Annotated in this window: 10 protein-coding genes; 2 read left to right on the forward strand and 8 right to left on the reverse strand. The window is 73.4% G+C overall.

All coding sequences use genetic code 11. The features are described from left to right. Positions 1–69: 69 nt before the first annotated feature. The 8 genes from cobA to ACIGXJ_RS23285 all read right to left on the reverse strand — a co-directional run bounded on the left by cobA (position 70) and on the right by ACIGXJ_RS23285 (position 11917). Complete coding sequence (cobA, locus tag ACIGXJ_RS23250) at positions 70–1296, reverse strand: uroporphyrinogen-III C-methyltransferase (RefSeq protein ID WP_399648497.1); 1227 nt, start codon at positions 1294–1296, stop codon at positions 70–72. A gap of 141 nt (positions 1297–1437) precedes the next feature. Then, positions 1438–5730: a nicotinate-nucleotide--dimethylbenzimidazole phosphoribosyltransferase gene (gene cobT, locus ACIGXJ_RS23255; RefSeq protein ID WP_399648500.1), complete on the reverse strand. Its 4293-nt coding sequence runs from the start codon at positions 5728–5730 to the stop codon at positions 1438–1440. Positions 5731–6076: 346 nt separating this feature from the next. After that, positions 6077–7294, reverse strand: coding sequence for a precorrin-6y C5,15-methyltransferase (decarboxylating) subunit CbiE (gene cbiE, locus ACIGXJ_RS23260; RefSeq protein WP_399648501.1), 1218 nt, complete (start codon positions 7292–7294; stop codon positions 6077–6079). Between the two features lie 110 nt (positions 7295–7404). Next, positions 7405–8043: a GNAT family N-acetyltransferase gene (locus ACIGXJ_RS23265; protein ID WP_399648503.1), complete on the reverse strand. Its 639-nt coding sequence runs from the start codon at positions 8041–8043 to the stop codon at positions 7405–7407. 183 nt (positions 8044–8226) lie between these two features. Continuing rightward, the gene (locus ACIGXJ_RS23270; RefSeq protein ID WP_399648506.1) at positions 8227–9054 is read right to left on the reverse strand and encodes a MetQ/NlpA family ABC transporter substrate-binding protein; all 828 of its coding nucleotides are present in this window, start codon (positions 9052–9054) and stop codon (positions 8227–8229) included. 83 nt (positions 9055–9137) lie between these two features. Next, complete coding sequence (locus ACIGXJ_RS23275; protein ID WP_399648509.1) at positions 9138–9875, reverse strand: methionine ABC transporter permease; 738 nt, start codon at positions 9873–9875, stop codon at positions 9138–9140. Further along, complete coding sequence (locus tag ACIGXJ_RS23280) at positions 9872–10939, reverse strand: methionine ABC transporter ATP-binding protein (protein WP_399648511.1); 1068 nt, start codon at positions 10937–10939, stop codon at positions 9872–9874. The genes ACIGXJ_RS23275 and ACIGXJ_RS23280 overlap by 4 nt, the downstream gene beginning before the upstream one ends. Positions 10940–11269: 330 nt before the next feature. Further along, positions 11270–11917 (reverse strand): HAD-IA family hydrolase, encoded by a 648-nt coding sequence (locus ACIGXJ_RS23285; protein WP_399648514.1) that lies wholly within the window; start codon positions 11915–11917, stop codon positions 11270–11272. A gap of 92 nt (positions 11918–12009) precedes the next feature. Here ACIGXJ_RS23285 and ACIGXJ_RS23290 point away from each other — a divergent pair, with 92 nt between their 5' ends. After that, positions 12010–12369, forward strand: a complete 360-nt coding sequence (locus ACIGXJ_RS23290; protein WP_399648517.1) for a hypothetical protein — start codon at positions 12010–12012, stop codon at positions 12367–12369. 1 nt (position 12370) lies between these two features. Beyond that, entirely contained in the window at positions 12371–12790 is a 420-nt protein-coding gene (locus ACIGXJ_RS23295; protein ID WP_399649093.1) for a hypothetical protein, read from the forward strand.

The following is a 12790-nucleotide window of genomic DNA, read 5'->3' on the forward strand; positions in this document are numbered from 1 at the left end:
GGGTGATACTGCCTTGTCGTACGTGCGGTGCCAACGGGGCGGGTTACCTCGGGTTACGCCGGAGCGGCCCTACGTGGCCGTGCCGACCTCGACGACCTCTCCGATGACGATCACCGCGGGGGGCTTCACGTCCTCGGTGCGGACGGTCTCGGCGACCGTGGCGAGGGTGGCGTCGACCCGCCGCTGGGCGGCCGTCGTGCCCTCCTGGACGAGCGCGACCGGGGTGTCGGGGGACTTGCCGTGGGCGACGAGGGTCTCGGCGATCCTGCCGATCTTGTCCACGCCCATGAGGATCACGAGCGTGCCCGTGAGCTTGGCGAGGGACGGCCAGTCGACCAGCGAGCGCTCGTCGTCGGGGGCCACGTGACCGCTGACGACGGTGAACTCGTGGGCCACACCCCGGTGGGTGACCGGGATGCCGGCCGCGCCGGGCACCGAGATCGAGCTGGAGATGCCGGGGACGACCGTGCAGGGGATGCCGGCCTCGGCGAGGGCGTGCAGCTCCTCCATGCCGCGGCCGAAGACGTAAGGGTCGCCGCCCTTGAGCCGTACGACGGACTTGCCCTGCTTGGCGTGCTCGATGAGCGCGTTGTTGATGGCCTCCTGGGCCATGAAGCGGCCGTACGGGATCTTCGCGGCGTCGATGACCTCGACGTGCGGGGGCAGTTCGGCGAGCAGGTCGCGCGGGCCGAGGCGGTCGGCGATGACGACGTCGGCCTCGGCGAGCAGGCGGCGGCCGCGCACGGTGATCAGGTCCGGGTCGCCGGGGCCGCCGCCGACCAGGGCGACGCCCGGGGTGCGGGTGCGGTGGTGCGGGGCGACCAGGGTGCCGTCGCGCAGGCCCTCCACGACCGCGTCGCGGATGGCGGCGGTGTGGCGGGGGTCGCGGGACCGGGTGTCGGTGGTGAGGATCGCGACGGTGACGCCCTCGCTGTGGCCGGTCGCCGGGGTCCAGGCGGTGGCCGCGTCGGCGTCGTCGGAGCGCACGCACCACACGCGGTGCCGCTCGGCCTCGGCGGAGGCGCGGGCGTTGGCGTCCGGGTCGCTGGTGGCGATCAGGGCGTACCAGGCGTCGGCCAGGTCGCCGTCCTCGTACGGCCGCCGCTGCCAGGTGATCTCGCCCGCGTCCGCCATGGCCTCGACCGACGGCGTGGCCTGCGGGGACACGAGGTGGATGTCCGCGCCGGCCGCGATCAGGGCGGGGAGGCGGCGCTGGGCGACCTGGCCGCCGCCGAGGACGACGACCTTGCGGCCGGTGAGGCGGAGACCTACCGGGTAGGCGGGGTTTTCGGCCATGAGGGGCGGCTCCTCGACGGGGCGTGCGGTGGGCGCTGCAACTTCGGAGCGGCCCTGACGTGCGGATTTTAAGCTGCGGGCGGGGCATGCGGGAGGGTCGGTCCGCAGGCTGAACAGCGGACCGACCCCGCCGGTGGTGCCTTACTTCTCGGTGACTCCCGCCGAGTCGAACGTGGCCACCTCGTGCATCGCGCGGGCCGTGCTCTGGACCAGCGGAAGGGCGAGGAGGGCGCCGGTGCCCTCGCCGAGGCGGAGGTCGAGGTCGACCAGCGGGCGCAGACCGAGCTTGTTGAGGGCGGCCACATGGCCGGGCTCGGCACTGCGGTGTCCCGCGATGCAGGCGGCCAGCACCTCGGGGGCGATGGCGCGGGCGACCAGCGCGGCGGCACCGGCGCTGACGCCGTCCAGGATCACCGGCGTACGCAGCGACGCGCCGCCCAGCAGGAGGCCGACGATCGCCGCGTGCTCGAAGCCGCCGATCGCCGCGAGGACGCCGATCGGGTCGGCCGGGTCGGGCTGGTGCAGCTCGATGGCACGGCGGACGACCTCGGTCTTGCGGGCGAGGGTCTCGTCGTTGATGCCGGTGCCGCGGCCCGTCACCTCGGCGGGGTCGGTGCCGGTGAAGACGGAGATCAGGGCCGCGGACGCGGTGGTGTTCGCGATGCCCATCTCGCCCGTCAGGAGCGCCTTGTTGCCGGCCGCCACCAGGTCGCGGGCCGTCTCGATGCCGACCTCGATGGCCTGCTTGGCCTCCTCGCGGGTCATCGCGGGGCCCGTGGTCATGTCGGACGTACCGGCGCGGATCTTGCGGGGCAGCAGGCCCGGGGTGGCGGGCAGGTCGCCGGACACGCCGACGTCGATGACGCAGACCTCGGCGCCGACCTGGTTGGCGAAGGCGTTGCAGACCGCTCCCCCGCCCAGGAAGTTGGCCACCATCTGGGCGGTGACCTCCTGCGGCCAGGGGGTGACGCCCTGGGCGTGCACCCCGTGGTCGCCCGCGAAGATCGCGACGGCCGCGGGCTCCGGGATCGGCGGCGGGCACTGCCGGGACAGGCCGGACAGCTGCGCGGAGATGATCTCCAGCATGCCGAGCGCGCCGGCCGGCTTGGTCATGCGCTTCTGCCGCTCCCAGGCCTCGCCGAGCGCCTTGGCGTCCAGCGGGCGGATCTGCGCGACGGTCTCGGCGAGCAGGTCGTGCGGCTCCTCACCGGGCAGGGCGCGCCGGCCGTACGTCTCCTCGTGGACCACCCAGGACAGCGGGCGGCGCTTGGACCAGCCGGCCTGCATCAGCTCGGGCTCGTCCGGGAACTCGTCGACGTACCCGACGCACAGGTAGGCGATGACCTCCAGGTGCTCGGGCAGGCCGAGGGCACGGACCATCTCGCGCTCGTCGAAGAAGCTGACCCAGCCGACGCCGAGGCCCTCCGCGCGCGCGGCGAGCCACAGGTTCTCCACCGCGAGGGCGGCCGAGTACGGCGCCATCTGCGGCTGGGTGTGCCGGCCGAGGGTGTGGCGGCCGCCGCGGGTCGGGTCGGCGGTGACGACGATGTTCACCGGGGTGTCGAGGATCGCCTCGATCTTCAGTTCCTTGAACTGCTTGGCCCGGCCCTTCGGCAGCGACTTGGCGTACGCCTCGCGCTGGCGCATGGCCAGTTCGTGCATGGCCCGGCGGGTGTCGGCGGATCTGATGACCACGAAGTCCCAGGGCTGGGAGTGGCCCACGGAGGGCGCGTGGTGGGCCGCCTCCAGGACGCGCAGCAGTACCTCGTGCGGGATCGGGTCGCTGCGGAAGCCGTTGCGGATGTCGCGCCGCTCGCGCATGACCTTCAGCACGGCCGCGCGCTCCGCCTCGTCGTACCCGGGCGCGGCCGGCCCCGTGGACTGTCGTGCCTCTGCCACCGCGGCCGTGCCCTCTGCTTCCTGCCGGTCTTCCTGTTCGGCGCCCCGGGTCTCCAGGTCGTCCGCCTGCTGTACGCGTACGACCTCGCCGTCCGTCTCGGACACCGCCTCCCGCTGTGCCGGTACGGCGATGGGGTGCGGCGGCGTCGGGGCGAGATGCGGGGCCGTCGGCACGGGGGCGCCCTCCACGGGCACGAACTCACCGAGCTGGGGCGCGTCGACCGCGTCCGCGGAGAGGGTGCTGGGGAGCGGGGTGGCCGCGTCCCCGGCGGGGTGCGTGGACTGGGGCATCGACTGCGGGCCCGCGAGTGCCTGCGGGTGGGCGGCCGTCGCCTGTGCGTGCGCCGGGTCGGTCATGGGCGGCTCGGTGGGGTGGGCGTCCGGGGTCTGGGACGCGGGGTCCGGGATGTGGGCGGCGACCGCGGCGGGCTGCGGGGCGGCGGGCACGGGCTCGGCCGCGGGCTGGGCCACGGGTGTGGGCTCGGCCGCGGGCTGCTGCGGCTGCGGGGCCCGGGCGTCCGCGACGGGCTGCTCGGCGGGGGCGGCCTGCGGGTGCGGGGCCGGGACCTCGCCCGGGGCGGGGTGGCCCTCGGGGACGGGGTGCGCGTCGGTGACCTGCGGGGCTTGCGCGGGCGACTGCTGGGCGGGCGACTGCTGGGCGTGCGGGGCCTGGTCCATGACGGGTGCCGCAGCGGGGGCGGCCGCTTCGGCGGGACCGGCCTGGGGGGCCGCCTGGGCGGGAGCCTCCGCGGGCTGCGGGGCCGGCTGGGCGAGGCCCGTGGCGGCCGGGGCGTCCGCCTGCTGGGGGGCCGGCTGCTCGGGGGCCACGGCTGCGGTGTCCGGGACCTGCGGCTGAACGGGCCCGGCGGCAGAGGACTCGGCGACCTGCGGCTGAACCGGCCCGGCGGCAGAGGACTCGGCGACCTGCGGCTGAACCGGCTCGGCGGCAGAGGACTCGGCGACCTGCGGCTGAACCGGCCCGGCGGCAGAGATCTCGGCGACCTCCGGCTGAACGGGCCCGGCAAGGGCGGCGTCCGGGGCCTGCGGGATCTCCTGCACCGGGGCGACCGCGACGGCGTCGACGGGCTGCGGCTCGACCGCTTCGGCGGTGGGGGCCTCCTCCGCGACCGGCTGACCCGGAGCCACCGCCACCCCCTCGGCCTCCGCGGCCTGCGGCTGAGCGGGAGCGGGCTCGGCAACGGCGGCATCCGGGGCCTGCGGGATCTCCTGCACCGGGGCGACCGCAACGGCGTCGACGGGCTGCGGCTCGACCGCTTCGGCAGCGGCGGCTTCCACGACCGGCTGACCCGGAGCCACCGCAGCGGCCTCCCCGACCGGCGCCTCGGCCGGCCCGGCCTGGCCCACCGCGGGCTCGGCGGCGGAGACGTCCGCATCCGGCTGGGTGGGGGCGGCAGCGGCGGCGTCCACCACCTGCGGCTCGGCGGTTACGGCGGCAGGAGCCTCCGCGGCAGCCTCCAGAACCGGCTGGCCCGGGGCAGCCTCGACGGCGTCCGGGGCCTGCGCGACCGGCTGGCCCTGGGCCGCAGGCACGGCCTCCACGGTCTCCGCGCCTTCCACGCCCTGCGGCTCGGCCGGGCCGGCGGCAGCAGTTGCGTCCACACCTTGGACCGGTTCCTGGACAGGCTCCCCCGGTGCCGCGGCGACGGGCTCGGCCGCGGCCTGCGGAGGCACCTGCGCGGCCTCCGGGGCCTGGGGTACTTCCTGGCCGGGCTCGGTCACAGCGCCCGGTGCGGGAAGTTCGCCCACCTGGACGCCCTCGGGCGCAACGGTGGCCGGGTCCTGCGGACCCTCCGGCCCGCCGCCGGCGCCCTGGTCCGCCGCAGCCACCGGCTCCTCGTGCGCCGGGGGCACCTCACCCGCGGGCGTCGTAGCCGCCACCGCCTGGTTCGTGAGGCGGGCCATCGTGGCCTGGGCGGCGTCCACCGGCTCGGTGTACGGATGCGGAGCCGGGCCAACCGTTTCCGCGGGCTGGGCCGCCGTACCGACGGGAGCGGCGGCCGGAGCGCCCCACGGCACGGCGCCCTGGGGCATGGCGCCCTGCGGGGCGGTCGCCTGGGCGGGCGTCTCACGGGCGCGCGGGACGTCGAAGTACTCGGGGCCGGGGGCCTGCGGGGCGGGCTGGCGCACGGGGGCGCCCGCCGGGCCGCGGTCGGCCAGGGAGCGGACCGGGCTGGCGGAGGTGTCGGGGATCGGCGGGCCGAGGTGCAGCGGGCGGCGCGGGGCCGACGGGGCCGGGTTGGGCAGGCGGACGCCGGTCAGGTCGACGGAGCCGCTGTCGCGGCCGCCCGTCTCGTGCGGGTCCGGCTCGTGGACGGCCTCGACGACCGGCTCGGGCGCCGGCGGAGCCACTTCGTTGCCCCAGGCGCTCTGGGCGCCCGGCAGCAGCAGGTCTTCGTCCTCGGCGGGGGTCTCGGAGAGGTAGGTGTACGCCGCGTGCTCGGGAACGCCCGGCTGTTCCACCATGCCTGCGTTCTCCGGCAGCCCCTCGCCCGGGACCTGGCCGGTGTCGGTCATGCGTACCCCTCGCCCATCGGTTAGTGCCTCTACGACCAGCTCACCCGGAACGGCGCACCGACCGCCCCGCAGTGAAGAACGAGCGTGCGTGTCCAGCGGCACGAACGACCCGCCCGGAAAAGGCGACAAAGCCATTAGGTGGCATTGTCCCGGTCGTTGCGCCGTCGCGACAGCTTGATCCGCAACGGTCCGCTGTGGACTGCGCCACGTTGCGCGTCCTCCGGTTCTGCCGTACCACACTCACCCCAAAACGGGTGTGCTTTCCGGACATTGACCGACGAAGCGCCGGGCGACCGAGTGCGGTACAACGATCGGCCAGCCTACCGCGCGCAGTACGACAACAGGATCACGGGGAGCGGTCCGGCAGTACCCCGCTGAGCAGGAACGCGACACTCCGCTCCGTCTCCGTCCAGGTGCGGGTGTCCAGCCCCACGGACTGCAGCAGGGCGCACTCCACCTCGTACCCGTGTTCGGTCAGATCGCGGCCGAGGAGCTCCGCCTCGTCGCGGGTGGCGGCGTGGGCGACGATGCGGCGCGGACGGCGGTCGGCGACGGCGGAGACGACAGCCGCTCCCCCGCCGCCGACCCGGACGACGTCGGGTTCCGGCAGGTCCTCCAGGACGTGCGGGGCGGTGCCGTGCACGATCTGCATCTGCACCCCGAAGCGGCGCGCGGCGGCGTCGGTGCGCGCACAGGCCCCGAGGTCCCGGTCGACGGCGAGGACGGCGGCCCCGGCGCGGGCGGCCTCCGTGGCGAACGCGCCCGCACCGCAGCCGATGTCCCACACCAGGTCACCGGTACGGGGTCCCAGGCGGGCGAGCTGGGCGGCGCGCAGCATGTCGGTCTCGCCCTCGCCCAGGTCGCCGACGTAGGCGTCGGCGGGCTGGGTCCAGCCGCGGGGGCCCGTGCCGGGGTCGCGGCCGGCGATCCAGCCGTCCTCGGGGGCGGGGCCGCCGCGGGCGGGGCCGCCGATGACGATGACGACGTTGGGGTCGCGCCAGGTGTGGTCGGCGGCCTTGTCGGAGGTGACGACGCTGACCTGTTCGCGGTCGGTGCCGAGTTCCTCGCAGATGACGAAGGTGCGGTGGACGCCCTCCAGGAGCAGCCCGAGTTCTGCGGGTCCGGCGCCGGGCGAGGTGAGGACCGCGACCTTGGTGTGGGCGCGGCATACGTTCACCGCGCGTCGCAGGGTGCGGCGGTGGGCGACGACCACCTGGGCGTCGTCCCAGGGCATCCCGGCGCGGGCGAAGGCGGCGGCGACCGAGGAGACCGCGGGGACGACCTCGACCTCCAGGCCGAACTCGGGGGCGCGCAGGGTGCGTACGACGCCGAAGAACCCGGGGTCGCCTTCGGCGAGCACGACCGCGGTGCCGCGGTGGGCGGCGATGCGGCGGGCGGCGAGGGCGACGCTGCCGAGCCGGATGCGCTCGGCGCCGGGCGGCACCTCGGGCAGCGCGAGGTGGTGGCCCGCCCCGGCCACCAGGGTGGCGGCGCCCAGGGCGGAGCGTGCCGCTGCGGTCAGCGGCGAGCCGTCCCAGCCGATCACCGTGACCCGGTCGGCCATCGTCGTCAGTCTCCAGGGATCGTCGCAGGTCGTCGTGGGGGTCGGCCCGCGCCGGGGCCGGCCTGGTGAGCGTACCCGGTCGTGCTGTGCGGCCGGTGGCCCCTCGCGGGTCAGTTCCAGTCGGCGTACGAGGTGAACCCGGACGTGTCGGTGAGCTGCTCGGCGGCGCCTTCGAGGTCCTCGGGGAGCAGGCTCCAGACGATGAAGTCGGTGCGCACGTCGGTCCAGGTGCCGTCGTCGGCGCGGACGTGCGCTATGCAGGCGTTGCGCAGGACGCCCTCGCTGATGCACCCGATCTTCTGGGCGACCTGCTGGGAGGCGGTGTTGTCGGCGGCGGTGCGCAGCTCGATGCGTTCGAACTTCTGGTCGCCGAACAGCCATTGGGCGGTGGCGAGCGCGGCCTCGGAGGCGTAGCCCTCGCCGCGGGCCCAGGGGGCGATGATGTACGACAGCTCGGTGGAGCGGATGTGCCAGTTGGTCCTGCCCAGTTGGACGACGCCGACGAGACGCTGGGTGAGGAACTCGGTCACGGCGAGGTCGAGTCCGCGTCCGGCTTCCCGCTCGGCGGGGGCGTACTCGGTGATCCAGGTGCGGGCGCCGTCCTCGGTGAAGGGCTGCGGGACGTCGGTCCAGGCGGCGACCTGTTCGTCGTTCATCATCTCGGCCAGGGCGGGGACGTCGTCCTCGTCGAGGGGACGCAGCACCAACCGCTCCGTGCTGATGGAGATGTTGGGGAAGGTGCTCGTCATGCGCCGCTCCGTAGCCGTGGAAAGCTGTCGAAAAGCTGAGGTCGTGCTGAACAGCCGTGCTGAACTGCCCAGCATGCAGCATGAAAGCACCGAACCGCACCCGGGGTCCCGCCGTTCGCGCGTCTGTTCGCGCTGAGGGGACCCCGGGTGCGGTGAGCACCCGCTGAAAGGGCGTCAGTGGGTTCAGAAGGAGGCGATGACGGAGCCGGCGTACTCGTCCTCGATGAACTTCTTGACCTCGGGCGAGGTCAGCAGCTCGGCGAGCTTCTTGACGCGCGGGTCGTCCTCCTTGCCCTCCTTGACGGCGAGGAAGTTGCCGTAGGGGTTGTCCTTGGGGGACTCCAGGACGAGGGCGTCCTTCGCGGGCTGGAGGTCGGCCTCGATGGCGTAGTTGCCGTTGACGACGGCCGCGTCGACGTCCTTCAGGGAGCGCGGGGTCTGGGCCGCCTCCAGCTCCTTGAACTTGAGGTTCTTGGGGTTCTTGGTGATGTCCGCGGGGGTCGCCTCGTTGCCCACGCCGTCCTTGAGGGTGATCAGGCCGTTGTCGGCGAGCAGCTTCAGGGCGCGCGCCTCGTTCACGGTGTCGTTGGGGACGGCGATGGTGGCACCGCTCTTGAGGGCGTCGGCGCTCTTGACCGTCTCGGAGTACAGGCCGAGCGGCTCCAGGTGGACCGTGACGACGGGCACGATGTGGGTGCCGTTCTTCTTGTTGAAGTCGTCGAGGTACGGCTGGTTCTGGAAGTAGTTGGCGCCGACGGAGCCGTCCTCGGTGGCCGTGTTCGGCGTGACGTAGTCGGTGAACTCCTTGACCTCCAGGTCGAGGCCCGCCTTCTTCGCCAGGTTGTCCTTGACGAAGTTCAGGATTTCGGCGTGCGGGACCGGGCTCGCGGCGACGACCAGCGGGCCGTCGGTGGAGGAGGAGTCGCTGTCGGAGGACCCGCAGGCGGTCAGCCCGAAGGTGAGGGCTCCGGCGGCGAGGACGGCGGTGGTGATCTTGGCGGTGTTACGCACGAAAAGTGCCTTTCCTTATGGTGGTGCGACCCCGTCGTGGGTGGACGGGGAGTCTGTGGGGCGAGCGCGCTCGGGGGGCGTGCTCAGGCGGCCTCGCCGACCGTGGCAGCGTCCGGCTCCTTGGCCTTGAGCAGGCGCAGCTTCGGACCGGGCCCGGAGCGGGCGCCGCGGCGGTGCAGGGAGCGGGCCGCGTAGTCGCCGGCGAACTGGATGAGGGAGATGGCGACCGCGAGGACCGCGACGGTGATCCACATCAGGCCGGTCTCGAAGCGCTGGTAGCCGTAGCGGACGGCGAGGTCGCCGAGGCCGCCGCCGCCGACCGTGCCGGCCATGGCGGAGTAGCCGATCAGGGCGATGACCGTGGTCGTGGTGGAGGCGATCAGGGACGGCAGCGCCTCGGGGACGAGGACCTTGCGGACGATCGTCCAGGTGTTGCCGCCCATGGACTGCACGGCCTCGACCAGCCCGCCGTCCACTTCGCGGACAGCCGTCTCGACGAGCCGGGCGAAGAACGGGATGCCGCCGATGGCGAGCGGCACGATCGCGGCCTCGCTGCCGATGGTGGTGCCGGTGATCCAGCGGGTGAAGTTCATCAGCGCGACCATCAGGATGATGAACGGCATCGAGCGGCCGACGTTCACGATCTGCCCGATGACCTTGTTCACCACGGTGTTCTGCAGCAGGCCGCCCTTGTCGGTGAGGACCAGCAGGATGCCCAGCGGCAGACCGCCGAGGACCGCGATCAGGGTGGACCAGCCGACCATGACCAGCGTCTCGGTACACGCCTGCTCCAGCAGGGGCTGCATCTCCGACCAGGTCACTTGGCACCTTCCTTCACCAGTACGGAGTCCTGAACGGAGCCTGCGGAGTCCTGTGCGGAGCTCTGGCCGACGATGTCGATCTGCAGGCCCTGTTCGCGCAGGAAGCCGACGGGCACGACGTTGTCCTCGTAGCGGCCGGGCAGTTCGATGCGCATCCGGCCGACCTGGAGGCCGCCGACGGTGTCGATGGCCGCGCCGAGGATGGAGATGTCGATGTTGTAGGTGCGGGCCAGCTGGGAGATGACCGGCTGGGTCGCGGCCTCGCCGTGGAAGGTGACGTCGAGGACCGTGCGCTCGTCGTCGGTCGCCTCGCCGCCGACGGGGAACAGCGCGGAGGCGAGCTGGGAGCCGGGGGTGGCGAGCAGTTCGCCGACCGTGCCGGACTCCACGATCCGGCCGCGCTCCATCAGGGCGGCCGAGTCGCAGATCTGCTTCACCACGTCCATCTCGTGCGTGATGAGCAGGACGGTCAGGCCGAGCCGGCGGTTGAGGTCGCGCAGCAGCTGGAGGATGGAGCGGGTGGTCTCCGGGTCGAGGGCGCTGGTGGCCTCGTCGGACAGCAGCACCTTGGGGTCGCCGGCCAGGGCGCGGGCGATGCCGACGCGCTGCTTCTGGCCGCCGGAGAGCTGGGCGGGGTAGGCGCCCGCCTTGTCGACGAGGCCGACGAGGTCGAGGAGTTCGAGCGCCTTGCGGGAGCGGTCCCTGCCTGACCTGCCGAGGATCTCCAGCGGCAGCTCGACGTTGTCCTGCACGGTTCGTGAGGACAGCAGGTTGAAGTGCTGGAACACCATGCCGATGCGGCTGCGCGCCTGCCGCAGCTCCCTGCCTGCGCGCGGGCCCCGGCCGGCGAGGGCGGTGAGGTCCTGGCCGGCGACGGTGACCGTGCCGGAGGTGGGGCGCTCCAGGAGGTTGACGCAGCGGATGAGCGAGGACTTGCCGGCGCCGGACTGGCCGATGACGCCGTAGACCTCACCTTCGCGGACGTGAAGATCGACGCCGTCGAGGGCGGTGACCTCACGGCCGCGGGAGCGGTAGACCTTGGTCAGGCCCGTGGTGGTGATCACGTGGGTTTCCGTCACTGTCGAGTACGCGGGCGTGGATGTGCCCTGGTACGGAAGGGGTGTGTGCGCGGGGCGACGTGGTCACGTACGGCGATGGGCGTACGGACATGCCACGGCGGGCTCGCTTCGGGGCGCGAGGCTCAGGAGATGGTGCGGGGGCCCTCTAGAAGGCGCACATTCGACACATACAACGAGCACCGGGCGTCAGGGTCGCCTCGGTCGCAAGGATGCGGCAGCTCGTCGTGGTCATGCGATCAGTAAAGCAGACGGACGCTCCTGACCGGGCACGGCCGTCCGAATAGTGGACAGCCGTGGACACCGTCGTTGCCGTTCTCAGTCGCGTACGGCGATCTCCACGCCCGCGTCGGTGACCAGTGCCGACAAGGCCGACAGGTCCCTCACCACGAGGTCGGCGTCGAGCTGTCCGGCGGGGTGGGTTGTGGCCAACGCCACGGTCCGCATGCCGGCCGCGCGGCCCGCGGCGAGACCGGCCGGGGCGTCCTCGAAGACGACACAGTCGGCGGGGTCGGCGCCGAGCTGCCGGGCGGCGAGCAGATAGGGCTCCGGGTCGGGCTTGCCGCGGGTGACCTCGTCGGCGGTGATCAGCGTCTTGGGCCGGATGCCGACGGCGTCCAGGCGGGCCTCGGCCAGCCGGCGGGTGGCGGAGGTGACGACCGCCCAGCGGTCGGCGGGGAGGGCGTCCAGGAAGGCGCGGGTGCCGGGCAGCAGCTCGACCCCGCCGGGCACGTCGTCCACCTCGAGCTGCTCGATGCGGGCGACGGCGCGCGGCACGACGTCCGCGTCGAGCAGGTCGGCGGCGACCGCCGCGGCGGTGCGGCCGTGCAGGGCGACCCGCGCGAAGTCCCCGGGCGGGATCCCGAACTCGTCCGCCCAGCGGGCCCAGCAGCGGTCCACCGAGGCGAGGGAGGACACGAGGGTGCCGTCGTTGTCGAAGAGCAGGGCGCGTGCGTGGATCGTCATGCCCCCGACCCTACGCCGAACTGGTCTAGACCCTTCGACGGGAGGCGTGCCCCGGCGGCGGGCGTCCGTTTGCCCCGTAATAGGGTCGCTGCATGCTTGATGCCCTGACGCTGGTGACCGGTGTCGCCGCGCTGCTGCTCGCCGCCTGGTGCGGCTGGGCGGCCTACCGTGACCAGCCGACGAAGGACTGGCACTTCATCGGGATGGCCGTGGTCTCGGTACTGGCGCTGGCCCAGCTGGTGATCGGGATCGTGCAGCTGGCGCGGGGCGAGAAGCCGGAGCAGGGCACGACGATCTTCGTGGCGTATCTGCTGGGCGCGTTCGCGTGCGTGCCGGTGACCGGGTTCATGTCGCTGGCCGAGCGCACACGCTGGGGTTCGGTGACCGTGGCCGCGGGCGGAGTCGTCCTCGCGGTGCTGGAAGTACGGCTCTACGACATCTGGGGTGGCTGAGGTGACTGCGGTGGAGGAGAAGCCGGCGCGGCTGATCAGCGGGCCCGGGATGCTGCTGGTGTGGCTGTACGGGGTGATGGTGGTCGGCGCGGTGTCGCGATCCGCCGTGCAGATCGCGACCGACTTCGACAGGGCGCCGCTGGCGTACTCGCTGTCGGCGCTGGCCGGGCTGGTCTACGGGTTCATCACGTACTCGCTCGTGCGGGGCGGGGAGACGGCCCGCCGGGCCGCGTTCGTGTGCTGCGGGGCCGAGCTGCTCGGGGTGCTGACGGTCGGCACGTGGACCCTGGCCGATCCGTCAGCGTTCCCCGACGCCACGGTGTGGTCGGACTACGGGATGGGGTATCTGTTCATCCCGGTGCTCCTGCCGCTCTCCGCCATGTACTGGTTGCGCAAGGCACGCTCCCGACAGGGTGGCTGA

Source organism: Streptomyces sp. NPDC053367 (genome assembly GCF_044545925.1).
Taxonomy (GTDB): domain Bacteria; phylum Actinomycetota; class Actinomycetes; order Streptomycetales; family Streptomycetaceae; genus Streptomyces.